This is a genomic window from Actinokineospora sp. NBRC 105648 (genome assembly GCF_030269645.1).
Lineage (GTDB): Bacteria > Actinomycetota > Actinomycetes > Mycobacteriales > Pseudonocardiaceae > Actinokineospora.
This window is the reverse complement of the sequence record NZ_BSTR01000065.1, coordinates 1-26,060: the sequence shown is the minus strand read 5'-3', so window position 1 is coordinate 26,060 and position 26,060 is coordinate 1. Positions and strand designations below refer to the sequence as shown.

20 protein-coding genes are annotated in these 26,060 nt (G+C 71.0%); 12 read left to right on the top strand and 8 right to left on the bottom strand.

Annotated elements, in window-relative coordinates; all coding sequences use genetic code 11:
• Window positions 1–25: 25 nt before the first annotated feature.
• Both QSK30_RS33500 and QSK30_RS33495 read left to right on the top strand, forming a co-directional pair.
• Window positions 26–628, top strand: coding sequence for a hypothetical protein (locus tag QSK30_RS33500; protein WP_285509158.1), 603 nt, complete (start codon window positions 26–28; stop codon window positions 626–628).
• Between the two features lie 510 nt (window positions 629–1,138).
• Complete coding sequence (locus tag QSK30_RS33495; RefSeq protein ID WP_285509156.1) at window positions 1,139–4,519, top strand: alpha-amylase family glycosyl hydrolase; 3,381 nt, start codon at window positions 1,139–1,141, stop codon at window positions 4,517–4,519.
• A gap of 120 nt (window positions 4,520–4,639) precedes the next feature.
• Here QSK30_RS33495 and QSK30_RS33490 read toward each other — a convergent pair whose 3' ends face one another.
• Both QSK30_RS33490 and QSK30_RS33485 read right to left on the bottom strand, forming a co-directional pair.
• Entirely contained in the window at window positions 4,640–5,437 is a 798-nt protein-coding gene (locus QSK30_RS33490; RefSeq protein ID WP_285509153.1) for a ferritin-like domain-containing protein, read from the bottom strand.
• On the bottom strand, window positions 5,434–6,249 hold the full coding sequence (locus QSK30_RS33485; protein WP_285509151.1) for a ferritin-like domain-containing protein: 816 nt from the start codon (window positions 6,247–6,249) through the stop codon (window positions 5,434–5,436). Before QSK30_RS33485 ends, QSK30_RS33490 begins: the two co-directional genes overlap by 4 nt.
• A gap of 213 nt (window positions 6,250–6,462) precedes the next feature.
• Here QSK30_RS33485 and QSK30_RS33480 point away from each other — a divergent pair, with 213 nt between their 5' ends.
• The gene (locus QSK30_RS33480) at window positions 6,463–6,783 is read left to right on the top strand and encodes an STAS domain-containing protein (protein ID WP_285509149.1); all 321 of its coding nucleotides are present in this window, start codon (window positions 6,463–6,465) and stop codon (window positions 6,781–6,783) included.
• Window positions 6,784–6,824: 41 nt separating this feature from the next.
• On the opposite strand, the gene QSK30_RS33475 is transcribed toward QSK30_RS33480, so the two are convergent.
• Window positions 6,825–8,414 carry a serine/threonine-protein kinase gene (locus QSK30_RS33475; RefSeq protein ID WP_285509147.1) on the bottom strand — a complete coding sequence of 530 codons (1,590 nt, stop codon included), beginning with the start codon at window positions 8,412–8,414 and terminating at the stop codon, window positions 6,825–6,827.
• Between the two features lie 208 nt (window positions 8,415–8,622).
• Between QSK30_RS33475 and efeU the strand changes: the two genes are divergently transcribed.
• Genes efeU through efeB form a run of 3 tightly spaced genes read left to right on the top strand, consistent with a single transcriptional unit; the run spans window position 8,623 to window position 11,872 of the window.
• Complete coding sequence (gene efeU / locus QSK30_RS33470) at window positions 8,623–9,468, top strand: iron uptake transporter permease EfeU (RefSeq protein ID WP_285509188.1); 846 nt, start codon at window positions 8,623–8,625, stop codon at window positions 9,466–9,468.
• A complete protein-coding gene (efeO, locus tag QSK30_RS33465) occupies window positions 9,465–10,616 on the top strand; it encodes an iron uptake system protein EfeO (RefSeq protein WP_285509145.1) in 1,152 nt (383 codons plus the stop codon). Before efeU ends, efeO begins: the two co-directional genes overlap by 4 nt.
• Window positions 10,613–11,872: an iron uptake transporter deferrochelatase/peroxidase subunit gene (gene efeB, locus QSK30_RS33460; protein ID WP_285509144.1), complete on the top strand. Its 1,260-nt coding sequence runs from the start codon at window positions 10,613–10,615 to the stop codon at window positions 11,870–11,872. The genes efeO and efeB overlap by 4 nt, the downstream gene beginning before the upstream one ends.
• On the opposite strand, the gene QSK30_RS33455 is transcribed toward efeB, so the two are convergent.
• Complete coding sequence (locus tag QSK30_RS33455) at window positions 11,869–12,681, bottom strand: spermidine synthase (protein ID WP_285509143.1); 813 nt, start codon at window positions 12,679–12,681, stop codon at window positions 11,869–11,871. The genes efeB and QSK30_RS33455 overlap by 4 nt on opposite strands.
• A 974-nt stretch (window positions 12,682–13,655) precedes the next feature.
• Window positions 13,656–14,510: a PP2C family protein-serine/threonine phosphatase gene (locus tag QSK30_RS33450; protein ID WP_285509141.1), complete on the bottom strand. Its 855-nt coding sequence runs from the start codon at window positions 14,508–14,510 to the stop codon at window positions 13,656–13,658.
• 198 nt (window positions 14,511–14,708) lie between these two features.
• Between QSK30_RS33450 and QSK30_RS33445 the strand changes: the two genes are divergently transcribed.
• The 3 genes from QSK30_RS33445 (at window position 14,709) to QSK30_RS33435 (ending at window position 17,628) form a co-directional block, all read left to right on the top strand.
• The gene (locus QSK30_RS33445) at window positions 14,709–15,887 is read left to right on the top strand and encodes an exonuclease domain-containing protein (RefSeq protein WP_285509140.1); all 1,179 of its coding nucleotides are present in this window, start codon (window positions 14,709–14,711) and stop codon (window positions 15,885–15,887) included.
• Window positions 15,888–15,991: 104 nt separating this feature from the next.
• Window positions 15,992–16,384, top strand: coding sequence for a YciI family protein (locus tag QSK30_RS33440; RefSeq protein ID WP_285509139.1), 393 nt, complete (start codon window positions 15,992–15,994; stop codon window positions 16,382–16,384).
• Window positions 16,381–17,628: an RNA polymerase sigma factor gene (locus tag QSK30_RS33435; protein WP_285509187.1), complete on the top strand. Its 1,248-nt coding sequence runs from the start codon at window positions 16,381–16,383 to the stop codon at window positions 17,626–17,628. Before QSK30_RS33440 ends, QSK30_RS33435 begins: the two co-directional genes overlap by 4 nt.
• Here the strand turns inward: QSK30_RS33435 and QSK30_RS33430 are convergent.
• Window positions 17,603–18,031: a histone-like nucleoid-structuring protein Lsr2 gene (locus QSK30_RS33430; RefSeq protein ID WP_285509137.1), complete on the bottom strand. Its 429-nt coding sequence runs from the start codon at window positions 18,029–18,031 to the stop codon at window positions 17,603–17,605. The genes QSK30_RS33435 and QSK30_RS33430 overlap by 26 nt on opposite strands.
• A 135-nt stretch (window positions 18,032–18,166) precedes the next feature.
• Window positions 18,167–19,177: a methyltransferase domain-containing protein gene (locus QSK30_RS33425; protein WP_285509136.1), complete on the bottom strand. Its 1,011-nt coding sequence runs from the start codon at window positions 19,175–19,177 to the stop codon at window positions 18,167–18,169.
• A gap of 304 nt (window positions 19,178–19,481) precedes the next feature.
• On the opposite strand from QSK30_RS33425, the gene QSK30_RS33420 reads away from it, so the two are divergent.
• A complete protein-coding gene (locus QSK30_RS33420) occupies window positions 19,482–20,216 on the top strand; it encodes a VOC family protein (protein ID WP_285509135.1) in 735 nt (244 codons plus the stop codon).
• A gap of 396 nt (window positions 20,217–20,612) precedes the next feature.
• Here QSK30_RS33420 and QSK30_RS33415 read toward each other — a convergent pair whose 3' ends face one another.
• Window positions 20,613–21,272 carry a thiaminase II/PqqC family protein gene (locus QSK30_RS33415; protein ID WP_285509133.1) on the bottom strand — a complete coding sequence of 220 codons (660 nt, stop codon included), beginning with the start codon at window positions 21,270–21,272 and terminating at the stop codon, window positions 20,613–20,615.
• 857 nt (window positions 21,273–22,129) lie between these two features.
• On the opposite strand from QSK30_RS33415, the gene QSK30_RS33410 reads away from it, so the two are divergent.
• Both QSK30_RS33410 and QSK30_RS33405 read left to right on the top strand, forming a co-directional pair.
• Window positions 22,130–23,257, top strand: a complete 1,128-nt coding sequence (locus tag QSK30_RS33410) for a glycoside hydrolase family 19 protein (protein WP_285509131.1) — start codon at window positions 22,130–22,132, stop codon at window positions 23,255–23,257.
• A 243-nt stretch (window positions 23,258–23,500) separates the two neighbouring features.
• Entirely contained in the window at window positions 23,501–25,651 is a 2,151-nt protein-coding gene (locus tag QSK30_RS33405) for a diguanylate cyclase (RefSeq protein ID WP_285509130.1), read from the top strand.
• Window positions 25,652–26,060 lie beyond the last annotated feature (409 nt).

The window sequence follows — 26,060 nt, the reverse complement described above, 5'->3', positions numbered from 1 at the left end:
GCGCCACCCCAGCCCAGGAGCGCCGATGAAGCTCTACGCCGACCACCCCGTCCGCTGGTCCCGGCAGGTCGTCGCCGACGTCGCCGCCGTGCTGCTGGTCCTGCTCGCCATCTGGCTGGCCAGCGAGGTGCGCGACACCGTCCTGCTGCTGCGCGCCCCGGGCGACGGCCTGGTCAACGCGGGCAACGCGCTGCGCGGCACGTTCGACTCCGCCGCCGCCAAGGCCGACGACGTCCCGCTGGTCGGCGACTCCCTGGCCGAGGCGCTGCGCTCCGGCGCGGACGCGGGCAACCGGCTCAGCGGGGCCGGGCAGCAGCAGATCGCTGCCGTGGAGGACCTGGCCTTCTGGCTCACCGTGGTCCTGATCGCGGTGCCGGTGGCGCTCCTGCTCATCACCTGGCTGCCGCTGCGGCTGCACTACGTGCGCCAGGCCAGCGGGGCCGAGCGGCTCCGGCGGTTGGGGGCTGAGGGGCACGACGTGCTGGCGTTGCGGGCACTGATGACGCAGCCGTTGGGGCGGCTGGCTCGGAGTCGGGATGTGGGGGCGGGGTGGCGAGCGGCGGATCCGGGGGCGATTGAGGCGTTGGCGTCATTGGAGTTGCGCCGGTTGGGTCTGCGACGGTTGTGATCTTCTGGTTTGGCTTGGTGGGCGTTGCTGCTCTGCGTTGCCTGGTTGGGTTTGCGGCCCTGGGTTGCCCAAGTTAGAAGCGGGGCTCGATCTAGTGAACTCACTTCGCGCGGGGCCCCTAGAGCACCGCAGTGGTGAAAAAAGGGCGGGTGAAGGGCATTCCCCACCACCGGCAAGTTTAGCGGTGCTCTCCCCCCACACGAAGCGAGTCCACCAGATCGAGCATCCGTAACGGGACTTGCGTACCAGCGGGGTCGGGAACCTGCTGGGGTTTGCTGGGCGTAGTGGTCTGTTGCGTGCCAGCGGGGTTGGCCCTTCTCCTCCTCCCTCCCCTCCCTCTCCCCTCCTCCTCTTCCCTTCTCCTCCTCTCCCTTCCGCTGCGTTGGCGGGTGGGGTCGGTGGCCCGAAAGTGGACCAGGTGCAACCGATCGGCCGATGGCTGGGTCGGGGTTGGCGTGGTTTGGTGCGATTGCCGGGCTGTTCTCGGGAACGATGCCGCCGGAGGTTGTGATGGGTCGGGGGATGCGGGCTCTGGTGGCGCTGGGGCTTGTGGTTCCGCTGCTGGCGGTTCCCGAGGCAGTGGCCGCCGCTGGTGGTCGGTTGGCGGTGGGGGAGGTCGTGGATGTCGCGCCGGGAGTTCGGCCCGGGGATCGGTTCCTCGGTCGGGATGTGGTGCGTGCCGGGTTGTCGGGTGAGCGGTTCTACTTCGTGATGCCGGATCGGTTCGCCAACGGTGATGTGGGTAATGATCGTGGCGGTACCACCGATCCGGACCGGCTCAAGACCGGGTTTGACCCGTCGGACAAAGGTTTCTACCACGGTGGGGATCTGGCCGGGCTGCGTTCGAAGTTGGGCTACCTGGATGGCCTTGGTGTGACGGCGATCTGGATGACGCCGATGTTCACCAATCGCTGGGTGCAGGGGGTTGGGGCGGATGTCTCGGCCGCTTACCACGGTTACTGGACTACCGATTACACCAGCTTGGATCCGCACTTCGGGACCACGGCGGACATGCGTGCGGTGATCACTGAGGCGCATCGGCGTGGGATCAAGGTGTTCTTCGATATCGTGGCCAACCACACTGCTGATGTGATCGATCATGCGGAGGGGCGGCATGAGTATCTTGACACCCGGGCTCATCCCTACCTCGACCCAGCGGGCAACGCCGTCGACATCAAGGCCATCGCTGGGAGGCCGGGCTTTCCCGTGCTATCCCCGCCCTACACGCCCGTCCAGGTTGACCCGGGTGCCAAGAAACCCTTGTGGCTCAACGATGTCGCGCTCTATCACAACCGGGGTGACTCGACCTTCACCGGTGAGTCCACCGAGTACGGTGACTTCTCCGGGCTCGACGACCTGATGACCGAGCACCCGCGCGTGGTCGAGGGCATGGAGCGGATCTTCACGAGCTGGATCGACACGCTCGACATCGATGGCTACCGGGTAGACACGGTCAAGCACGTGAACATGGAGTTCTGGCAGGCCCTGGCGCCGCACGTCAAGGCGTACGCGGCTCGGCGGGGGAAGCCGGACTTCTTCGTGTTTGGGGAGGTCTACAGTGGGGACGCCGAGCAGACGTCGGCCTACACCACCACGGGGCGCATGCAGGCGACCCTCGACTTCCCGTTCCAGGATGGGGCACTGAACCTGTTGGCGGGCCGTGGTTCCGCGCGGCTGGCCGACGTGCTGCTGGCCGACGACCAGTACACCGACGCCGACTCCAACGCCGCGAGCCTGCCGACCTTCCTGGGGAACCACGACATGGGCAGGTTGGCCTGGCAGCTGCGGCTCGCCCGGCCCGGTATCGTTGACGCGGAGCTGCTGCGGCGCCTGGAGTTGGGCAATGCGCTGATGTACCTGTGGCGTGGGAACCCGGTGGTCTACTACGGCGACGAACAGGGCTTCGCGGGCGGTGGCGGGGACAAGTTGGCCCGTCAGGACATGTTCGCCAGCCGCACCCCGGAGTATGCCGCCGAGAGGCTGGTCGGCGCCGGTCGCACCGGGGCGCAGGACAACTTCAACCCCGGCCACCCGCTGTACCGGCAGCTCCGCGCACTGGCGTCCTTTGTGGACCAAGACCGGGTGTGGGCCGACGGCAACCAGCAGCTGCGCCTGGCCGAGGGCAACGTGCTCGCGTTCACCCGGACGACCGCCCGCGAGCAGCGCGAGCACCTGGTGGTCGTCAACGCGGGCACCGAACAGACCACAGTGAACGTCCCGGTGTCCGGAAAGCGCTATCGCGCAACACTTCCTGCTGGCGACACCCGACTGGAGAGCAGTGCGGGTAAGGTTCGGGTAACGATCCCGGCGTTGAGCGTCGTCGCGTTCCGGGGGATTGACCGCCTGGCCGCGACCACACCCGCACCGACCCTCGTGGTGCCTGCGCGGGGGACGGTGCTCGACCGTCGCGTCGAGTTGCGGGCCGATGGTGTGACCTCGTACACGCAAGCCACCTTCGCCGCGCGGGTCGAGGGCGCGCGCGAGTGGACCGTGTTGGGCACCGACGATGCCGCGCCGTACCGGGTGTTCGCCGACGTGGCGGCACTGCCGGGGGCGGGTGTCGGCAAGAGGGTCGAGTTCCGCTTGGTGGCGAAGGATTCGGCGGGCGGGCTCGGCGCGGATGGCGCGTCGATCCGGCTGGCCGCTGCTCCCCCGCTGCCGGAGCCTGGACCGAGCCCCGACTGGCTGGTGGTGCACTACAACCGCTCCGCAGGTGACTACCAGGGCTGGGGCCTGCACGTGTGGGGCGATGTCGAAGCACCGACCGAGTGGGCCGCGCCGCTGCCGTTCGCGGGCGAGACGGACTACGGCCGCTTCGCCTGGGTGCGGCTCAAGCCAGGGGCGCGTGAGGTCGGGTTCGTCGTGCACCGGGGCGACGAGAAGGACGGCGGCGACCGGCTGGTCGACCCCGCGACCAGGGCGCAAGTCTGGCTGCGGCAGGGACAGGGAACCCTGTACACCAGCGAGATCGCCGCCAGCGACCACGCGACCGTGCACTTCCAAGCCCCGTCAGGCGACTACTCTGGTTACGCCGTAAAGGTTCCCGGTCAAGCCGAGGTGCCGCTGACCGGCCGTGACGCGTTCGGCGCCACCGCGCAGGTCGCGCCAGGGTCGGAGTTCAGGCTGGTGCGCAACGGAAGCACGGTGGTCAGCGGTGCCTTCCCCGGCGCGGCGGCCTGGGTCCGCGAGGGTGACGCGCGGGTGCACCCGTCCCGCGCTGCCGCCGAGAACCGTGCGGTGATCCACTACCACCGCCCGGCGGGCGACTACGCGGGTTGGACGCTCTACCACTGGACCGGCTCCCAGACCCCGAGCCCGAGCTGGCCCGAGTCCCGGCCCCCGGACGGGACCGACGGCTTCGGCGCGTGGTGGTCGGTGCCGCTGGCGCCGGGCGCGGGCGGGCTCAGCCACATCATCCACCGCGGTGACGCCAAAGACCCCGGCAGCGACCAGTTCCTGGACGTGACCGGCACCGGCCACGAGGTCTGGTTCGTCTCAGGGGCCACCCGCCCGGACGGCTCGGCGTCCTACGTCCTGCCACCCTCGACGAGCCCCGCCGAGGTGGACCTGGCCCACCCCAAGGCCTTCTGGGTGGCTCCCGACCGCCTGGTCTGGGACGTCCCCGCGTCCCCGGCGGACGGCCACCAACTCCGCTACGGCGACGTCACCGTGACACCCACCGACGTGCGCGGCGGGAAGATCATCCGCCTGTCCCCCACCGGTCCCCTGACCGGCGACCTGGCCACGGCCTTCCCGCACCTGGCGGGCAAGCCGACCTTCACAGCCCGCGACCGCGAGCGCCTGCCCGAGGCACTGGCCGCGCACCCGATCGCCGTCCACCTGGACTCGACCGGAAACCTCCGGCACGCCACCACCACCGCACCCACATGACCACGACAACCTCCGCGACGGACAACGCAGCGAGCACCGGCCCGCCCCGTGGGGTGGACCGGTGCCCGACCGGGCTCGCCAGCCTGCGGTCGGGCACCGGGGCCTGTGCGGACTCGCGACTTACTTGGCCAGCAGCACGTCCGGCTTCACTGCCTTCTCCACCCCGATGAAGCTGTCCGGGACCGGGTACTCGCCGAGGATGAAGTGCAGGATCGCGGCGTGCATGGTCTCGACCGGCTGGATCGTGGCGGCGGTCATGATGCCGCCCGCGTCACCGACGTTGGCGGTGGCGAAGGTGTAGGTCTCGGCCGCGGCCTGCTCCAGGCCCAGGGCCAGCTTGGCCACGTCCGGCACCGACTTCGCCTCGCCGAGGGCCTTGACCTGGTCGGCGGTGATCGAGAGCGGCGCGTCGGTGATGGTGGGCTTACCCGCCTTGCTGAGCACGCCGTTCCACGCGTCGGAGTGGTCCTTGTGCTGCTTCATGGCGGTCTGCACGAACACGCCCACCGCCGGTGGGACGGTGCCGAGCGTGCCCTTGCCCGCGGCGTCGAGGGCGCCGGTGTAGGCGGTGACCGCGAGGTTCTCCAGGGCGGCGGCCAGGGCCACCACCTTCAGGTCGCCCTCGTAGGTCGCCCCGGCGGCGGTGCTGGCCGCGGCCGTGGTGCTGGTGGTCGAGGCCCCCTTGTCGCTGCTGGAGCAGGCCGCGACGAGGCCGAGGGTGGTCGCGCCACCGACGCCGAGCAGGAAGCCCCGGCGGTTCTTGGCCGCCCCGCGGGCCAGGCCCGCGAGGTTGGCCGAGAACTCGTCGAGCATGCCGCGCACACCCGGGAACGTGGTCTGGTGCAGGTCGTCGAGGTCGCGGGTCAGCGCGTTGAGCTCGCGCTCGGTGATGCCCATCTCGGGGCGCTTGTCGGTCACTTGACCGCTCCTTCCTCGACCGGCGAGGCCTTGTCGGTGGGGAAGAACGCGTCCGGGAAGCCGACGCTGCCCGCGGCGTCGGGCAGCTTCGCCGCGTCCGGGGGCAGGGCGATCAGCTGCGGGGCGCCCCCGTCGAGCAGCGCCTTGACCGCCAGCAGGATCGCCTTGTGCTGCGACTCCACGCCCGCGACGCTGGCGAAGAGCTGGCGCAGCTCGGCGGTGGAGACCTGACCGACGTTCTTGGTGTAGGTCTGCGCGGCCACGTCCTCCAGGCTGATCGCCAGGGCGACCACGTCGCCCGCGCCCTTGATCGTGGGCACGGCCTGCTGGACGACGGCGGCGTACTTGGCGTTCGGGTCGTTCTGGACCTTGCCGCCGAGCTTCTGCACGGCGCCGTTGAACGCCTGGGCGTGCTCGGTGTGCTGGGCCATGGTCTTGGTCGCGAACGCCTTGACCACGCCGTTGGCGTCGGCGCCGCCGATGAACGGCAGCGTCAGCGCGGTCTTGTAGGTCGCGACCGCGAGGTTCTCCAGGCTCGCCGCGGTCTGCAGCGCCTGGACGTCCAGTGCGGTGTCGGCGAAGGCGGGCGAGGCGGCGAGCAGGGTGCCCGCGCCCGCCAGACCGACGGCCAGGCCCGCTCGGCCCCAGCCGGGCCACTGGCCCCCGGGGTCACGGGATTCGGACCGCGCCTCGAGCGCGGCGTCGACGTAGTCACCGAGATCGCGCTTCGCCGAACGCATGGCGTCGGATTGCAGGTCGTCGGACTCCACGAGGAGTTCGCGCAACCCGCGCTCGTCAATCGGATGGTGCACAGAGCCTCCTAGGTCCTGACGTCCGGGGTGGTGGTGAGTTCGGACGCAGTCAGTGCGGGATGAGTGCACCAGGCATTCGGAGTAGCGCTGTGACCCAGCTCGCCCTCCTCACCGGAAAGAGTGAGGACTGTCATCAGTTAAGGGCAGGTGTGGGCGGCCACTGGACTGGGTAGTACCCCGACGCGTACCCAAACCGAGGAGTCCGCTCTGGTGATGACCAACCCGCACGCCCTCGACATCACCCGTATGGCCGACGGCGGACTCGCGGTCGGCGGCGAGCTGGACTACACGAACGCCACCGAGCTGACCGCCGCCTTCGCCGAGCTGCGCCTCGACCCCGGCGCCACGCTGGCCCTGGACCTGGGCGAGCTCGGCTTCTGCGACTCCAGCGGCCTGTCCGTGCTGCTCGCCGCCTACAAGCGGCTGGCCGGGCTCGGCGGGCGACTGCTGGTCACCGCCATCGACCCCAACCTGGCCAGGATGCTGGCGATCACCGGGCTGGCCGAGCTGTTCACCCCGCGGGCTCAGCCCTAGACCGGGGAGCCCTGGACCATCGGGCCCTGGACCGTCGAGCGCTAGTCCGTCGGGTCGTAGGCCTTCCCGCCGTACCGCGCCAGCGCCGCCCGCAGTTCGACGAGCTCGTGCGCCTGCCTGCGCGACCCTGAGGTGTGCGCGACCGGGTAGACCCGGTACCCGCCGTGCTTGCGGGAGTGCCTCGCGCCCAGACTCGCGCCGGAGTCCGCGGCAGCGCTCGGCCAGACCACCAACCACGGCTTCCCGCGCTTGTCCGCGACCCGAACCAGCTCGATCTCCGCCCAGGTCAGGACCCTGGTCGCGTCCGCCGTGCGCACCGCGAGCCCGTGCTCGGACACCTCGACCCGGCGCCGCTTGGCGACCGCGAACCGGGCCAGGGACCGGACACCGGAGAGCCCGAGCAGGACGATGACCACGAGAGCTCCCGCCGCCAGGTCGGAGCGGCCGTGCTGGGTGGCGTAGTCCGCGACGGCGGCCCCGGCGGCGACGCCGAAACCAGCCGCGACAGCCCAGAACAACATCATCACCCGCGAGGTCCGGAACACCGTGCGGCCCGCGGGCTCGGGCGCCGCGGGACGAGGCCGTTGTGCGGGCACCCGGGCCGGAGCTGGCGCCTGCCGCGGCGGAGTGGCAGGCCGCACGGGGGTGGCCGAGTGCGGTGGGGCGGCAGGGGGCGGCGGAGTGGCGGAGCGCGGTGGGGCCGACACGCGGGCACGCGGCTCGGCGAACTCGGTGAAGACCCGGGTCGGCGGTCGGTGCACGGGCGCGTTGAGCTCGGTGCGCCGGTCCTCGACCAGGGTGCGGACGGCGGCGGGCAGCCAGCTCCCGGTGTCGAACGGGCCCGCCTCGACCAGCAGCTCGGCGGGCGTCGGCCGGGCCTGGGGGCGCGCGTTGAGGCAGCGCGACACCGCGGGTCGCAGGGCGTCAGGCACGCCGCCGAGGTCGGGTCCGGCGTGCAGCGCGCGGTAGAGCAGGGCGGTGGGCTCACCCTCGCCGTAGGGGCCGCGCCCCGCGGCGGCGAAGACCAATGCCGCGCCGAGCGCGAAGATGTCGCTGGGCGGGCCGACCGGCTCGCCCGCGATCTGCTCGGGCGAGAGGTAGCCGGGGGTGCCGACCACCAGGCCGGTCGAGGTGAGCGGGGCGGCCTGGATGGCCTTGGCGATGCCGAAGTCGATCACCCGGGGGCCGTCGGCGGCGAGCAGCACGTTCGACGGCTTGAGGTCGCGGTGCACCAGGCCCGCGGCGTGGATCGCCGAGAGCGCCTCGGCCAGGCCGGCCAGCAGCCTGCGCAGCACCGGCTCGGGCAGCGGCCCGTGCGCGGAAACCGCCTCGTGCAGCGTGGGGCCGGGCACGTACTCGGTGGCCAGCCAGGGCAGGTGCGCGTCCGGGTCGGCGCCGACGACCGCGGCCGTCCAGAACCCGCCGACGGCGCGCGCCATGGCGATCTCCTGGCGGAACCGGGCGCGGAACTCCGGGTCGGCCGCCAGGCCCGCCCGGGCGATCTTCACCGCGACCGGTCGGCCGCCCAGCGAGCGCCCGAGGTACACCGTGCCCATCGCGCCACGGCCGAGCCTGGCCACCAACGCGTAGTCACCGACCTGCTCCGGATCGTCGATCTGCAGGGATCGCACCCGTGACTCCTCACAACGGCATCCCCAGCAGGCTACCGATTCGTTATGCCGCGAGCAGGCGGTTGGCCGGGTTCCGGTCGGGATGAACCGGACAAAACCTGCAAGGGTGTCGCGCGTCCCGTCCACCGCACTGGACATCCCAAGCAAGCCTTACCTACATTCCCAGAGGTAAGGCTTGCCAAATCCCGGGAGACGTCGAGTGAACTTCCTGATCAGCAGCGCGCTGATCGGCCTGCGCGAGGGCCTGGAGGCCGCGCTCGTCGTGAGCATCCTGGTCGCCTACCTGGTCAAGACCGAGCGCCGCGAGTCGCTGCGCTGGGTCTGGGCCGGGGTCGCCGCGGCGGTGCTGCTCTCGGTCGCCGTCGGCGCGCTGGTCACCTTCACCAGCGCCCAGCTCGGCTTCGAGGCGCAGGAGACCTTCGGCGGGGTGATGTCGCTCATCGCGGTCGCCTTCGTCACCGGGATGATCTTCTGGATGCGCTCCACCGCGCGCAAGATCAGCGGGGAGCTGCGCGGCAAGCTCTCCGACGCGGTCGCCATCGGGCCGGTCGCGATCATCGTCGTGGCGTTCCTCTCGGTCGGGCGCGAGGGCCTGGAGACCGCCGTGTTCTTCTACGCCACCGCGCAGTCGGCGGGCGAGAACAGCGGCCCGCTGATCGGTTTCCTGATCGGCATCACGGTCGCCGTCGCCCTGGGCTGGGCCATCTACCGGGGCGCGCTCAAGGTCAACCTCACCAAATTCTTCACCGTCACCGGGGTGCTGCTGATCTTCGTGGCGGCCGGCGTGCTCGGCTACGGGCTGCACGACCTGCAGGAGGCCGGGGTGCTGCCCGGTCTGCGCGATCTGGCCTTCGACCTGTCCGGGCCGGTGCCGGAGGACTCCTGGTACGGCGCGCTGCTCAAGGGCCTGTTCAACTACTCGGCCCAGACCACCTGGCTGCAGGCCGTCGCCTGGATCGCCTACGTCGCGATCACCCTCACCGTCTTCCTCTGGCCGAAGCGCTCGTCGGCGCCCTCGGCCACTCCCGTCCCCGTCCAAGGAGAAGCCCCGTGACCCGTCCCAAGCTGCCCGCCGCCCTGGCGGGCCTGGCCGCGCTCGCCACCCTCGCCGCCTGCGGCGACAGCGGGAGCGGCGCGAGCGGCGGCACCCCGGCCGCCGCGGGCGGCCCGATCGCCGTCGAGGCCAAGGACGACGCCTGCGGGCTGACCAAGGCCGAGGCGGCGGCGGGCACCATCACCTTCGAGGTGAGCAACAAGGGCAGCCGGGTCACCGAGTTCTACCTCTACGGCGAGGGCGACCGGATCATGGGCGAGGTCGAGAACATCACCCCGGGCATCACCCGGCGGCTGATCGTCGAGGTGCCCGACGGCGGCAAGTACCAGACCTCGTGCAGGCCCGGCATGACCGGCGACGGCATCCGCGCGGACTTCACCGTCACCGGCGCGGCCACCCGCCAGGCCGACGCGAACGTCAAGCTCGGCGAGGCCACCAAGGGCTACCAGCGCTACGTCAACGCCCAGGTCGAGCCGCTGCAGGCCAAGACGGGCGAGTTCGCCGCCGCGGTCAAGGCGGGCAAGGTCGACGAGGCCAAGGCGCTGTTCCCGGTCGCGCGCACCTACTGGGAGCGGATCGAGCCGGTCGCGGAGAGCTTCGGCGACCTGGACCCGCGGATCGACGCGCGCGAGGCCGACCTGGAGCCCGGGCAGGAGTTCACCGGCTTCCACCGGCTGGAGAAGGACCTGTGGGTCTCCGGCCTGCGGGCCGACAGCGGCAAGATCGCCGACCAGCTGGTGACCGACGTCAACGAGATCGTGACCAAGGCCAAGGCGGTCGAGCTGACCCCGCTGCAGCTGGCCAACGGCGCCAAGGAACTGCTCGACGAGGTCGCAACCGGGAAGATCACCGGTGAGGAGGACACCTTCTCGCACACCGACCTGTGGGACTTCCGGGCCAACGTCGAGGGCTCGCAGGCCGCGGTCGCGGCGCTGCGCCCGGTGGTCGCCGAGCGCGACCCCGCGCTGGCCAAGGCGCTCGACGAGAAGTTCGCCGCGGTCGACGCGCTGCTGGAGAAGCAGCGCAGCGGCGAGGGCTACAAGCTCTACACCGACCTGACCCCCGATGAGGTCAAGGCGTTCGCCGAGGCGGTCGACGCCCTGGGCGAGCCGATCTCCAAGGTCGCCGAAGTGGTGGCGCAGAAGTGAGCGACCGGAACGGGGGTGTCTCGCGCAGGCGGCTGTTCGGGCTGGCGGGCGCGGGGGCGGCGGTCGCCGGACTCGGGGCGACCGCCGGGGTCTTGGCGACCGCGCGCGACCCGCAGGTCCGTGCGACGGCCGTCGACACCTCCGCCCCGGTCCCGTTCCGCGGCCCGCACCAGGCGGGCATCGTCACCCCGGCCCAGGACCGGATGCACTTCGTGGCCTTCGACGTCACCACGCGCAAGCGCGAGGAGCTCGTCGCGCTGCTCAAGGACTGGACGCTCGCGGCCGAGCGGATGACCGCGGGCGAGGAGGCCACCCAGGGTGGCGCGGTCGGCGGCGCCCCGCAGGCCCCGCCCGCCGACACCGGCGAGGCGCTGGACCTGCCCGCCTCGGCGTTGACGCTGACCATCGGGTTCGGGCCGTCGCTGTTCGACGACCGGTTCGGGTTGGCCGACAAGCGACCAGAGGCGCTGGTGGAGCTGCCCCGCTTCCGCGGCGACGACCTCGACGCGCGGCGCACCGGCGGGGACATCTGCGTGCAGGCCTGCGCCAACGACCCGCAGGTGGCGGTGCACGCGATCCGCAACCTGGCCCGGATCGGCTTCGGCAAGGTCGCCGTGCGCTGGTCGCAGCTGGGCTTCGGCCGGACGTCGTCGACCTCGACCACCCAGGCGACCCCGCGCAACCTGTTCGGCTTCAAGGACGGCACCAACAACCTCAAGGCCGAGGACCCGACCGCGCTCGCCGAGCACGTGTGGGTCACCGAGGGTCCACAGTGGATCGTCGGCGGCAGCTACCTGGTGGCCAGGCGGATCCGGATGCACATCGAGATCTGGGACCGCACCTCGCTCACCGAGCAGGAGGCGATCGTCGGGCGGGCCAAGGGGACCGGCGCGCCGCTGGGCCAGACGGCCGAGTTCGACCAGGTCGACCTGCACGTGCGCGGCCCGGGCGGGGTGCCCCGGATCGCCGAGGACGCGCACATCCGGCTGGCCTCCGCCGAGAGCCTCAAGGGCGCCCGCATCCTGCGCCGCGGCTACAACTTCACCGACGGCTCGGACGGCTTCGGCCACCTGGACGCCGGGCTGTTCTTCATCTGCTTCAACCGGGACACGCGCACCCAGTTCGTACCGATGCAGCAGGCGCTCTCGGCCAACGACAAGATGATGGAGTACCTGGAGCACAACGGTTCCGGCCACTTCGCCTGTCCCCCGGGACTGTCCCAGGGCGGCTACTGGGGCGAGGGACTGCTCGGCTAGGAACTCAGGAACGGGTCGATCGGCGGCGCGGGCGCGGGGACCGGCTCGGTGTCGGACAGCGGCTTGGCGGGCCCGAACAGCGCCCGCAACTCCGCCGCGGTGACACAACGGGCCGGGAACGCGGCCGCGGCGGCCCGTTGCGCCACCGCTCGCACGGGCAGCTCCCCGGCGGCCGCGGCCAGCACGATGTTGCCGAACCGCCTACCGCGCAGAACACCCGGGTCGGCGAGCAGCAGGACGTTGCCGAACACCGCGGACAGGGTGGCCACCACCCGGCGGGCGAAGGGCAAGCCAGGGCCGTCGGAGAGGTTGGCCAGGTAGACGCCGTCGGCGCGGAGCACCCTGGAGATGTCTCTTGTGGACTCGATGGTGAGCAGCCCGCCCGCTAGCATCCCCCGCTCGAACGCGTCGACCACGACCAGGTCGGCCGAGGCGTCGGGCAGGCAGGCGACGATCTCCTTGCCGTCCCCGACGGTGACCTCCACACCGGGCACGTCGAGCCCGAAGTGCGCGCGCACCAACGCGACCAGGGCACCATCAGCGTCCACCACGCGCTGCCGCGACCCCGGCCGGGTCGCGGCGATGTAGCGGGCCAGCGTGCACGCTCCCCCACCGACGTGCACCACGTCCACGGGCTCGTCGGGGTCGGCGGCGGCGTCGACCACGTCGGCGATCCGACGCACGTAGTCGAACTCCAGGTGCGTCGGGTCATCGAGGTCGAGATAGGACTGTGCGACACCATCGACACTGAGCAACCAGCCATTGGCCCGATCCAGGTCGCGCAGCAGTTCGGCGGTCCCGAACCGCACCGGATACCGCCCCTGTCGTGGCCCCGCCGCCTCGTGCACGAGGACAGCAGACCACGCCACCCGTCCCGTGGGCCACACCGACCCTTGCAGATTCACTTCGGGCGCGCCCTGACCGAGGTCGACCCGGGCGGGTCGAGGTCCGGGCGCCCGGGTGGAGATCAAGGGACCGATGGCCGAGCAGCTACGAACACGACACCACACGGTCTGACCGACGTCCAGTTCGTCCTCCCGGCGCCCCTTACCCCTTGCCCCTTGCCCTTTGCCCTTTGCCCTTTGCCCCCTCTCCTGTCTCCCTTTCCCTCCATTTCTCTCTTCATTCTTAGAACCCAATCCCGCTGGTACGCAACACCCGTTACGTTTGTGCTCGATTGGGTGGACTGCCTTCGTGTGGGGGGAGGCGACCGCTAAACTTGACCTGTGGTGGGGATGCCCTTCTCCCCACGCTTTTTCCCCACGCGGTCGCCTAGGGGCCCCACGCGAAGGCAGTCCAGCCAATCGAGCGCCGCTCTTACTTGGGCAGCTCGGAGGGTGTGCCGCACGCCGACCTACGGTCGACCTGCATGGTGGCTCGTCGCTGGGGCTGCCCGAGTAAAAGCATGGGCTCGATCTAGTGAACTCGCTTCGTGCGGGGCCCCTAGAGCACCGCGGCGGAGAGAAAAGGGCAGGGTAAGGGCATCCCCACCCACGGCAAGTTTAGCGGCACTCTCCCCCCACACGAAGCGAGTCCACTAGATCGAGCATTCGTAACGGGACTTACTTTCCAGCGGGGTCGGCCTATCCGCTGCGGTTTGGTGGCGGAGGGGGCGGCCTTTCCGCTGCGATTTGGACGGGAGGTAGGGGCCTTCTTTCCGCTGCGACACCAGCGGGGTCGGGATCTTGTTGCGTTCCAGCCGGGTCGGCCTCACCGCTGCGGTTTGGACGGTGGCGAGGGCGCCTTTCCGCTGCGACTGGGCGCTGTCGTGGTGGGGTTAGAGTCAGACTAGTGGTCCTTGGCAAGCGATGACGGCTATCGTGACATTGTCGTGGCCGCCTACCTCAAGTGCGTCGGTGAGAAGTTCCTGGGCGATCTCTGCCGGTCTTCCCCGATAATCCGCCAAGACCACCAATCCCGCGTCCAGGTATCTCGACAGGCCGTCGCTGCACACCAGGATCAGGCCTGGCGTGGGTGGGGTGAACTGGTAGACCTGCGGTACCACTTCACCCGCGTCGGCGCCCAGCCAGCGTTCCAGGGCGTGGGCTGTGGGGTCGGCGAGGCGTGGGTCCTCCAGTTGTACGCCCGCGGCCGTGAGTCTTCCCGCTGCGGAGTCGTCGACGGTGAGTCTGCTCAGGCCCTCTGGTCCCGCCCAGTAGGCGGCGCTGTCGCCGACCCAGCCGACGGCTGCCTCGTCTTCTGCCGCTAGTGCGGAGACGTAGGTGGTGCACGGGGGGTTGTCGTCGCTCGGGTCTCCCAGCGCTGCCGCTGCTGCGGCGCCTGCCAGGGCGCCCGCGGTGGTCGCGATCGACGGATCCTCGCCCCGTGCCGCGGCGTCGAGCAGTCCGCGTAGGCCTGCTTGTACCGCGTGGCTCGCGGCCGCCGCGGAGCCCGGTGAGGAGGCGACGCCGTCGCAGACCACTGCCGCGGACAGCGGGCCCAGGGTGCCGACGGCGACCGCGTCCTCGTTGTGGTCGCGTCGTCTGCCCCGGTCGGTGATGCCCGCGACCTGGCGCAGGTCCAGGGCCTCGGCCGGGCCGGAGAACAGCATGCGCTGTTCGGCGCCGCAGTGTTCGCAAAAGTGCCTGCCCGGCTGCACGGGGGCGGTGCAGTGCCTGCAGTCGACCGATTCGCTCAACGCATCACACCATCGTTCGGGCGGACCGCTCCCGGCCCGGGGGCGGGCTGGCGCGCGGCGGACCCCCAGTGACCGACCGCGATCGGAACGGTACCGAACGGCGCGGGCATCGGTGTCGAAAACCACACTTTCGCCACCCGGATGGTCGGGTTCCTGGTAGATCGTTGACGCGGTCGGGCGACGGACGGGAGTGACGTGGTGGACGGGTACGCGGTTGTCGACGTCGAGACGACGGGGCTGTCCCCGGCGCGGCACGACCGGATCGCCGAGATCGCGGTCGTGCGGACCGACCGGGCGGGGGCCATCGTCGACGAGTGGTGCACGCTGGTGAACCCCGGCCGCGACATGGGCCCGCAGCGCATCCACGGCATCCGGGCCGCGCAGGCGCGCCGGGCACCCGCGTTCGCCGAGATCGCCGGTGCGGTGGGCGAGCGGTTGCGCGGTCGGGTGATCGCGGCGCACAACCTCGCCTTCGACGCCGACTTCATCGCCGCCGAGTTCGACCGGGTCGGGGTAGTGGCGCCGGTGCGCGACGGGGTGTGCACGATGACGGCCGCGCCGCTCTACCTGCCGTCGCCGTCGCGGTCGCTGGCGAGTTGCTGCCGGGTCGCGGGCATCGACATCGGTCGGGCGCATTCCGCGCTGGACGACGCCCGCGCGTGCGCCCGGCTGCTGGCCCGGTTCCTCGACAGCGGCGCGGAGTTCCCCGTCGAGCCCGGTGGCTGGCCCGAGGTGCCCGAGGCCACCCGGGCCGCGCTGACCCGGGACGCACCCGTGGTGCAGAGCCACTTCCTGGCCCGCCTGGTCGACCGGCTGCCCCGGGTGTCCGAGCCCGCGCGGGCCGACGAGTACCTGGCGTTGCTCGATCGCGCGCTGCTCGACCGGTATGTGTCGCTCGACGAACAAGAGTCCCTGACCGCGCTCGCGCACAGCCTTGACCTCTCAGCCGCGGACGCGCGCCGTTTGCACGAGACCTACCTCGCTGCCATCGCCAAGGCAGCGCTATCGGAAGGTGAGATCGGTTCGGCTGAGCGCAATGACCTGCGTGAGGTAGCCGCATTGCTCGGTCTGTCCGAGGACAGCGTGGACTCCGCGTTGAAAAGCGAGTCCCGCCCGGTTCCGCTGTTCCGCTTGGTCCCGGGTGACGTGGTTGTGTTCACCGGGGAGGGGACCGTTGAGCGTGATGATTGGCACACGCGCACGGTCGCCGCCGGGCTGGTGCCCGCACCCGGGGTTACCAAGGCGACCCGGTTGGTGGTGGCCGCCGATGCCGACTCGCAGTCCGGCAAGGCGGAGAAAGCACGTCGGTACGGCATCCCGGTCATTTCCGAAAGCGCGTACGCCGCCCTGCTGGCCGAGGTCGCGAAGAAGACCTAGCGGGAGTTTGCGACGATGCGCTCGCTGGTGTCCTCCCACCGCCATCGGCTCCGACCTCGGTGTCGCGGGCGGCCCGGCCGGGACGCCGAGAGAGGAGCCATCCGATGAAGTACATGCTGCTGGCCTACACCAACCGCGACGCGTGGGAGGCGGCCACCCGGGAGTGGACCGAGACCCAGCGGATGCCCGCCGAGGTGCAGGCGGCCTGCGAGTTCTACGCCGAGCTGGGCAAGGAGCTGGTCGAGTCCGGCGAGTTCGTCGCCGCCGAGGGGCTGGCCGACCCCTCGCACAGCAAGACCGTGCGGCGGACCGGCGGGGTCGCGGTGGCCACCGACGGCCCGTTCGCCGAGTCGAAGGAGGTGCTGGTCAGCTACGGCATCGTCGACTGCGCGAGCTACCAGCGGGCGGTGGAGATCGCCGCCCGGATCACCGACGCCACCGGCGACAGCGTCGAGCTGCGGCCGATGATGAGCCCGGCCGGGGACCTGGGGGTCTGAGCGTGTCCGTCGGGGACCTGGTGCGCGGCCTCGCGCCCCGGGTGCTCGGCGCCGTGGTGCGCCGCTACGGGCACTTCGACGCCGCGGAGGACGCCGTGCAAGAGGCGCTGATCGCCGCGGCGGCGCAGTGGCCGGTGGACGGCACCCCGGACGACCCGCTGGCCTGGTTGGTCCGCGTGGCGGCGAACAAGCTCGTGGACGCGCTTCGGTCAGACGGCGCGCGCAGGCGCAGGGAGGAGACCGTCGGCGCAGAGGCGCCGGTGGTCTCCCCCGCCGCGGATGAGGACCGCGTAGACAGCGATGACACGCTCGTCCTGTTGTTCTTGTGCTGCCATCCGGCTCTTACGCCCGAAGCACAGATACCGCTGACGCTGCGCGCGGTCGGTGGGCTGACCACCGAGGAGATCGCCCGCGCGTTCCTGGTGCCGCCCGCGACCATGGCTAAGCGGATCACCCGGGCGAAACAGCGGGTCAAGGCGTCGGGGATCGGTTTCCGGCTGCCGCCGCCCGCCGAGCGCGCGGACCGGCTCGGAGCGGTGCTGCACGTGCTCTACCTGGTGTTCAACGAGGGCTACACCGGCCGCGAGGAGCTGGCCGCCGAGGCGATCCGGCTGGCCAGGGCGGTCCACCGGGCGCTACCCGGGGACGGTGAGGTGACCGGGCTGCTGGCGCTGATGCTGCTGACCGACGCCCGGCGCGCGGCCCGCACCGGGCCCGGCGGCGCCCTGGTGCCGCTGGCCGACCAGGACCGGGACCTCTGGGACGAGGCCGCCATCGCGGAGGGGTCGAGGCTGGCCGCGGTGGCGCTGACCAGGGACCCGGTGTTCGGGCCGTACCAGTTGCAAGCCGCTATCGCGGCCGTGCACGACGAGGCGCGCACCGCGGCGGAGACCGACTGGGCGCAGATCCTCGCGCTCTACCACCTGCTCGAGCAGGTCTCGGAGAACCCGGTGGTGACGCTCAACCGCGCGGTCGCCACCGCGATGGCGCACGGGCCCGCGGAAGGTCTGGACCTGCTGGACACCCTCGCCGACGACCCGCGGGTCGCGGGGCACCACCGGCTGGTCGCGGTCCGGGCGCACCTGCTGGCGATGGCCGGGGACCACGCCGCCGCGAGCGAGCACTACCGCGCCGCCGCCCGGCTGACGCTCAGCGCGCCGGAACGGGACTACCTGCTGGCGAAGGCCCGGCTGAGCGCGAGCTCAGCCGGGCCACCACTCAGCCGGAGAAAGCGGCCTTCTTGACGCGGGGAGCGCGCTTCGGCTTGGCGACCGGGGCGGGCTCGGGCTCCGGCTCGGTGTGCGCGGTCTCGAACGCGTCCACCACCGCGGAGGGAATGCGACCCCGCTCGGAGATGTCGTGGCCGTTCTGCCGGGCCCAGTCGCGGATGGCCTTGGTCTGCTCCTTGCTGCGGCCCTCCCCGGCGGGCTTGGCCGAGGCGGGACCGGCGGCGCGCTTGATCCGACCGCCGGTGCGGCGGGCGGCGGCCACGAAATCGGCCAGCTCCTCGCGCAGGCGCTCGGCGTTGGCCTCGGTCAGGTCGATCTCGTACTGCACGCCGTCCAGGCTGAACTCGACCACCCGGATGTCATCACTGGTCGATCCGTCGAGGTCGTCGTAGAGCTGGACGATTGTCTTCTGAGCCATTCGGGCACCTCATTGCACAACGGGTTGCTGGTTGGAATGGAAGTTAGCAGCCCGAAGCACCGGTCGCGGAGCGACCCGGCCCGCGTGTCCACACCGGAACGGCGCGAACCGGGTCGGGCTCCGATGTGGACGGGCTCAGCCGACCCGCCTGCCGGTGACCCCGACCGGCCACCAATAGCGCCGGACCGGCTCGAACCCGCTGTGGGTGAACCAGGTCTCGACCTGGGTCGCGGAATAGGTGTCGCGGTGGCGCGGGGAGAGCACGTCGAACCAGGTCAGCGCCAGCTCGTCGTACTCGCGGCGGCGGGTGAGGATCTTCGCGTGGGTGCTGCGGGCGACCAGTGAGCGCAGCCCCGGCAGGCCCGCGACGGTGTTCAGCACCCGCACGGCGAGCAGGGTCGGCAGCGAGAGGGCGCGGCAGAGCCGGTAGGTCGTGCGGTGGCTCCACCGGTGCAGGCCGAGCGGGCGGAGCAGGTCACGAACCAGCACCAATGGGCTGAACTTGCGCTGGTAAACCCACACGAACAGCTGACCGGCCGGGCGCACCAGCCGGGCCAGGGCGGTGAAGGCGATCTCGGTCGCCCCGGTGTGGTGGATGACCCCGTTGCACCACAACCGGTCGACGCTCTGCTCGCGCAGCGGCAGGGCGAACACGCTGGCCTGGACCACGTGCAGGTTGGGCAGGTCGGCGGCGAGCTTGGCGACCTCGGCGATGGCCGGGTTGAGGTCGACGGCGAGGAAGGTGGTGCCCGGGTGGCGGCGGGCCAGCTCCGCGGTCAGCTTGCCGCTGCCGCAACCGATGTCCGCGACCACCAGGCCCGCGATCGGCTCGGTGGCGGTGTCGAAGACGTCGTCGAACTGGGCCACGTCCTCCTCGATGGTGCGCCCGAAGACGGTGTCGCTCTCGAAGCCGCCGTCGTGGAAGGTCTGCCACTCGAAGCCGAAGCTGGCCGAGACGTGGTCCTGGTTCGCCCGCTCGCGCGCCGAGAGCAGCCGCGGGACGCCGTCGGTGACCGGGTAGGCCAGCGCGCAGTCGACGCAGTCGAGCTCACCGGTGTGCACCTCGCCCGCGTCCCCGCCCAGGGACAGCCTCAGCTTTCCCGAGCAGGCCGGGCACACCAGGAGTTCGACCAGGCTGGACCGCATGACGGCACCTCGCAGAGTGGTAGTGGCACAACGGTTCGCGGGCGCGCGGGCGCCCCCTTTCGATCCGTATCGCGTACGCGACGGGGTCGTGTCAGCCGGGGGTGGTCCACCACCCGATAAGACCACCCGGAGCCGAACGGCCCCGGCTGATCGGGCGCACCGGTTGCCCGGGTCGTGCCAACGCCGTGCACTTGGCGTTCGGCGGGACCATCCGCACGTGCACGGTCATGCGGCGGGTTGTGCGCGGCCGGGCCTGTGGACAACTCCCGGCCCGGTGTCGTACCGCGGGCCTATGGTCCTGCCCATGCCGATCCTGACCACAGCCCAGCCGCCCGGGACCCCCACCTGGCTCACCCTCGCCACCACCGACCTCGACGCCGCGATGGCGTTCCACCACGCCCTGTTCTCGTGGGACTTCGCCGTGTCCGGCGGGGCGGCGGTGTGCCTGCTCGACGGCCGCCCGGTGGCGGCGCTGACCGGGGGCACCCCGGACCCACCCACGTGGACAGTCCACTTCGCCACCGAGGACTGCGCGGGCACAGCGGCATCCGTTGTCGTGGCGGGAGGTCGCCTGGTGGCGCCGGTGCGCGAGGTCGACGGCGCGACGGTGGCGGAGGCCGAAGACCCGACCGGTGCCCGCTTCGGCCTGTGGCAGGCTCGCGGCCGGATCGGCTGCGAGGTGGTGAACGAACCGAATTCCCTGGTGCGCAACGATTTGGCGACACCGGACGCCGCGGCCGCCCGGGCTTTCTACGCCGAGGTGTTCGACTTCACGCTGGACGGGAACCAGGACCTGCCGGACTTCGACTTCACCTTCCTGCGCCGCCGGGACGGCCACGAGATCGGCGGCATCTTCGCGAACCCGGGCGGGTCGCCGTTCTGGAACACGACGTTCGAGGTGGCCGACACCGACGAGGCGGTCGCCCGCGCGGTGGCCGCGGGGGCCACGACGACGGCGCCGGAGGACATGGTCTACGGCCGGATCGCCACGGTCACGGCGCCGTGGGGAACGGAGATCTCCGTGATAGCACGCCCCTGAGAGCCACCGGGCTGGGCATGTGTCCACAACAGACTGTTCGCATGCGCGGGTGCCGGGCGAACAGGTGGTCGTCGCGGACGGCACGTAGAACTGGGCTTTCAGCAGCTGTCCGGCCCGGCCGATCCGGACTGGCCGCGAGTCCGCGAGCTCCTTGCGAGTCCGCTCACCCCGTCGACGTGCGCGGCATCGGGGCCGCGGGCCGGATTCGCTTGGCGCTCACGAGGCCGGTCTGGCAGAAGGCACGCCGACGGCACGGTCGGGCTCGAGCGGGTGGGACGCGACGCGCCCGAGATCTCCTGTGCCCGAAATCCGCTGTGCCCGAGATCTGCTGTGCCCGAGATCTGCTGTGCGACGGCAAGGGTGTCCGGGCCGGGTGCGGGCTCCCCGGTCAGGCGGTCACACGGTCAGGTCGGCGAGGGTGTTCCAGAACATCAGCTCGTACCCTTGGAGCAGGCGGCCGTACCCGATCGAGGTCTTCGGGGTCCAGCCGGCGTCCAGGGCCTCCTGGATCGCCACGACGTACTGCTCTTCCAGCTCCGGCACCGGCGTGGCGAAGAAGTCGAAGAAGGCGGTGCCCTTCTCGTCGAAGCCGTAGTGCTCGCGCAGGCCCGCCGAGATCGTCGCGCAGTAGCCGCCCCAGGCGGCGAAGTTGGCGAGGATCGCGAGGAGGGCGTCGCGGGGGTTGCCGTTGAGGGCGAGCCACGCCAGGTAGGCGGGGTACGCCTGGCACCCGGGCTGCGGCTGGTAGTCGCGGACGTCGTCCTCGCTGAGCCCACACGCGGCGGCGAAGTCGCGCAGGTTGGCCAGCGCGATCCCCTCGCCCGCGGCCAGCGAGCTGAACACCTCGCGCGCGGTCGGGTCGACGGCCTGGGCGGCCAGGGTGAGGAACGTGCGCCAGTCGCTCTGGATGATCCGGTGTTGCTCCGCGGCCAACGCGCCGAGCACCGCCACCGGAGCCTCCCCGCTGGCGACCAACGGCACCAACCGGTTGTCGCCCTCGGCGGGCAGGAGTTCGCGCTGCACCCGCTCCAGCAGCTCCTTGGCCGACCGCGTCATCCGTGCCACCCTCCATCGCACCACCGGTTCGCCCCGAGCCTAGATCATCTGGCAACACCGCCGAACGGACCAGAACACTGCTCCAGCATGGAAAACGACCAAACCGCTCGTTCGAGTGGATCACGTCGCACCCAGCCGGGCGAAGGTGGACACCGGGTGGGGGCCACTCGCCTCGGGACCGGACCTACCCGGACCGACCGTCCGACCACCGTGCCCACACCGGTACAGACCGCGCCGCATGCCATTAAGGAAGCGGAAAAGCGATGGCGCCTTCTCCCTCACTACCGCCGCCGATTGCGGGAGGGAGATCGAACCGGCCTTGCCGACCCGGCGAGGTGGAGCAGGCGACCATGGCGCACAGGTGTTGCCGTCGAGAGCACTACCTACCCGGTCGACAGTGGACTGCGCGGACCTCACCGAACGCCAACCGCGCCATTGGTCCGATGGAATCGGAAGCCCGGTGGCCGGTCCGCGCCGGGCGGATCCTAGGTCAGGCGCCAGGCTGATCAGCCCGTGAGGGCACAGCGGGCAGTGACACAGCGGCAGTGACACGACGGGAGTGACACGGCGGGCAATGGTGTGGCGGCAATGGCATGGCGCGGCGATAATCCGCCGGCCGCCGCTCCAGCCGAGTGGCGCTCACCCACCGCCGGGCCGGGCGGGAAGAGCTGCCGGGTGTCCGCGCCGAGGAGTGGCAGAGGTTCGAACCACGAGACAGGTGGTCTAGACCTTGACGGCGGTTGGGCCAATCGGCTTAAGTGGGATCGGCCCGGCTGCGGCGGCGCGCGAGCAGGCCGCGGCGGGGCCGTTCCCTGCTCGCCTGCCTTGTCCCGGGCAGGCCCCTAAGGAGTGATCCCGTGTCCAGAAACCGAATCCTCGCCGCGGTCGGTGCCGCGGCGCTGGCCGGTGGGTTGGCCTTCGTGCTGCCGTCGGTGTCCGCCGAGGCCGCCTCCTGCGTCACCGCGTGGAACAGCTCGTCGGTCTACACCGGCGGCAACACCGCCTCCTACAACAGCCACAACTGGTCGGCGAAGTGGTGGACCCAGGGCGAGACCCCCGGCTCCGCCCAGGTCTGGTCCGACCAGGGCGCCTGCGGCGGTGGCGGCACCACCCCGCCGACCACGCCCACGACGCCGCCGACCACCCCGCCCAGCGGGTGCAACCACCCCGCCTGGGTGCAGGGCAAGGCGTACGTCACCGGTGACATCGTGAAGTACACCGACGGCAAGTTCTACATCGCCGAGCACGACAACCCGGGCTACAGCCCGGTCGTGAGCACCTGGTACTGGGACCCCTACACCTGCACCGGCGGCACGACCCCGCCGACCACCACCACCCCGCCGACGACGAGCAACCCGCCCAGCACCGGTTTCGTCGTCACCGAGGCCCAGTTCACCAGGATGTTCCCGAACCGGAACCCGTTCTACACCTACAGCGGCCTGGTCGCGGCGCTGAGCGCCTACCCCGGGTTCGCCAACACCGGCTCGGACACCGTCAAACGCCAGGAGGCCGCCGCCTTCCTGGCCAACGTCAACCACGAGACCGGCGGGCTGGTCTACATCAAGGAGACCAACACCGCCAACTATCCGCACTACTGCGACGCCACCCAGTCCTACGGCTGCCCGGCGGGACAGGCCGCCTACTACGGCCGCGGGCCGATCCAGCTGAGCTGGAACTTCAACTACAAGGCCGCGGGCGACGCGCTGGGCATCGACCTGCTGCGCAACCCGTTCCTGGTCGAGCAGGACGCGGCCGTGGCCTGGAAGACCGCGCTCTGGTACTGGAACACCCAGAAGGGCCCGGGCACCATGACCCCGCACGACGCCATGGTCAACAGCCGCGGCTTCGGCGAGACGATCCGCAGCATCAACGGCGCCCTGGAGTGCAACGGCGGCAACCCCGCGCAGGTGCAGAGCCGGATCAACTCCTACCAAAGCTTCGTGGGCATCCTGGGCACGACTCCGGGCAGTAATCTGAGCTGCTGAACACCGCCGTCCTGCCGGGGGCCGCAATCCCCCGGCAGGGCGGCATTTTGACACGAATGGCGTAATGGCGGGGTCGCACGGGTTCTTACGGAGAGTCGCGTCACGGGTCGGAATCCCGCTATGCCAATCTGTCCGAGTGGTCGACATCGCCGGATTCCCTGCCGACGGCGCGCACGCGGGCCACCGGTCGCGCTCCCATGCCGGGGAAGGCCGAACCACCACCGCGGAGGACGCCGACACCCCATGGCCGACGCGATGACCGCCCGCGAGGACGACACCGCCGGGGTGGGCACGGCGATCCAGGCGACCACGCCCCCGTCCCGGAGCGGACCACCGGCGGCGAAGCACCCGAGCAGGCTGTGGCTGGTGTACCTGGCCGCCGGGGCCGTGCTCATCGCCTTGTACTACCAGGTACCGGTCCGCGTCGGCGGCTTCCCGCTGCGCGTGGTGCTGTACTGCCTGGTCAGCACGTCCGCGGCCGCCGCGGTCTGCTACGGGCTCCTGCGCAACCGGCCGCGGCCCGGGCTGCCGTGGGTGATGATCGCGGCCAGCCAGCTGGTCTACGCCGCCGCGGACGGGATCTTCTACATCTCGCACTACGTCTTCGACGTGACCGAGTACCCGTCGCTGGCCGACCTGTTCTACCTCGCGCACTTCCCGCTGGCCGTGGTCGGCCTGCTGCTGCTCATCCGCCGCCGCACCCCCGGCCGCGACCTGCCCGGCCTGCTCGACGCCGCGACGCTGGCCGTGGTGGCCGCGATGCTGTCCTGGCTCTACGTCATCGGCCCGCAGACCCGCCGCGGCTCACCGGTGCTGGTGGAGCTGGGGTCGCTGGGCTACCCGGTGATGGACCTGGCCATGCTCACCGTGGCGCTCGGGCTGATCCTGGGCTCGGGCTCGCGGCCGAAGGCGTTCTTCCTGCTGATCACCTGGCTGGCCGCGATCATGACCGCGGACACCATCTACGTGCTGCAGCAGCTGACGGGCAACTACCAGGCGGGCAACTTCCTCGACGCCATCTGGCTCACCGGCAACCTGGCCCTGGGCGCCTGCGCCCTGCACCCGACCATGCGCCTGCTGGCCGAGCGCTCACCTGTCCCCGACGCCCCGCTGAGCCCGGTCCGGATCGCGGGCCTGTCGGCGGCGGCGCTGGTGGCACCGGCGGTCCTGGTGCTGCAGTGGGCACACGGCTCGGTCCGCGACGTCCCGGTGGTCGCCGCGGTCTGCGCGCTGCTGTTCGGCCTGACCATCGCCCGACTCGCCGGGCTGGTGTCCGACCAGCGCAGGCTCGCCATCACCGACGCGCTCACCAGCCTGCACACCCGACGCTTCTTCGAGGCCCAACTGCCCCTGGAGGTCGCCAGGGCCCGGCGCTCCGGCGGCACGGTCGCGGTGCTGATCGCCGATGTCGACCACTTCAAGACGATCAACGACCAGCACGGCCACCCGGCGGGCGACCGCGTGCTGGTCGAGATCGCCACCCGCCTACGCTCGACCGTCCGCGACGGCGAGGTCCTGGCGCGCTACGGCGGCGAAGAGTTCGCACTGATCCTCCCGAACGCGCCCGCGGACACCCTCCCGCTGATCGCCGACCGCCTCCGCGAACGCGTCGCCGGCGCACCGATCGCCATCTCCCACGAGCAGTGGGTGTCGGTCACGGTGTCCATCGGGACAGCGGTCTACCCGATCCACGGCGAGGACCCGCACGAACTGGTGTCCCTGGCCGACCGCGCCCTCTACGCCGCGAAGGAAGCGGGCCGCGACCGCGTCGTGGTCGGCCCAGACCCCAGCGTCCCCCGCACCGAGACCACCGACTACCTCCACCGCACCGCCGACGAGGTAGACCGAACGCTGTCCAGCTACGAACACAGCCGCGCCATCGCCCGGTGGACCAAACTGCTGGCCACCCACGCGGGCCTGCCGACCGAGTCCGTCCAGCGCGCGGAACTGGCGGGCAGACTGCACGACATCGGCAAGATCGTGATCCCCCGCGCCATCCTGACCAAGGCCTCCCGACTCAGCCCGGACGAGTGGGCACTGATGCGCGCACACCCCGACCACGGCTTCCGATTGGCCTCAGTGGTCCCCGGCTACGCGGACGTCGCAACGATCATCCGCCAACACCACGAACGCTGGGACGGCACCGGCTACCCAGACGGACTGGCGGGCAACGACATCCGCGTCGAGGCGAGGCTGCTCGCGGTCTGCGACTCCTGGGCAGCCATGCGATCAGACCGGCCCTACCAGGCGGCCTTGAGCGAGGACCGAGCCCGGGAAGAAGTCCGCGGCGGACGAGAAAGCCAATTCGACCCGGACGCGGCGGACCTGTTCCTGGACCTGCACCACCGGGGCCTGATCGGACAGCTGAACCTGATCCAACACCCAGAGAACTGACCGGCGAGAACGGCAGTACCTGCCCTGGATCAGGCCCACCTCTCGCCAGCCCGATCGCCCACCACCTGCCACCTGCCGGTCCCCGCCAGGCCCGGTCCCAGCCCAACCCGGCCTCAGCTCGACCCAGCCCAGCCCGGCCCAACTCCGCCCGGAATTCCGATCCGGCCCGCTCCCTCTTTTTTTGTTTCATCTTTAGATCTCCAAATGCCGACCCCGCTGGTACGCAACACCCGTTACGTTTGTGCTCGATTGGGTGGACTGCCTTCGTGTGGGGGGGAGAGCCAGGGGAGCGTCAAGGTTTGTGATCTTGGTGTGAAGTCGGCGGATGTAGTGGCCGGTATCGACACATGAACGAAGAAGGTGGCCTCCTGCCTGCGATGATGCGGGTTCTCACACCATGCACATCGCA

Bases quoted from the DNA above. Each gene is read 5' to 3' on its own strand.
- QSK30_RS33500 (WP_285509158.1), top strand. From the start codon at position 26: ATGAAGCTCTACGCCGACCACCCCGTCCGCTGGTCCCGGCAGGTCGTC.
- QSK30_RS33495 (WP_285509156.1), top strand. From the start codon at position 1,139: ATGGGTCGGGGGATGCGGGCTCTGGTGGCGCTGGGGCTTGTGGTTCCG.
- QSK30_RS33480 (WP_285509149.1), top strand. From the start codon at position 6,463: ATGACCAACCCGCACGCCCTCGACATCACCCGTATGGCCGACGGCGGA.
- QSK30_RS33440 (WP_285509139.1), top strand. From the start codon at position 15,992: ATGAAGTACATGCTGCTGGCCTACACCAACCGCGACGCGTGGGAGGCG.
- QSK30_RS33430 (WP_285509137.1), bottom strand. From the start codon at position 18,031: ATGGCTCAGAAGACAATCGTCCAGCTCTACGACGACCTCGACGGATCG.
- QSK30_RS33425 (WP_285509136.1), bottom strand. From the start codon at position 19,177: ATGCGGTCCAGCCTGGTCGAACTCCTGGTGTGCCCGGCCTGCTCGGGA.
- QSK30_RS33420 (WP_285509135.1), top strand. From the start codon at position 19,482: ATGCCGATCCTGACCACAGCCCAGCCGCCCGGGACCCCCACCTGGCTC.
- QSK30_RS33415 (WP_285509133.1), bottom strand. From the start codon at position 21,272: ATGACGCGGTCGGCCAAGGAGCTGCTGGAGCGGGTGCAGCGCGAACTC.
- QSK30_RS33405 (WP_285509130.1), top strand. From the start codon at position 23,501: ATGGCCGACGCGATGACCGCCCGCGAGGACGACACCGCCGGGGTGGGC.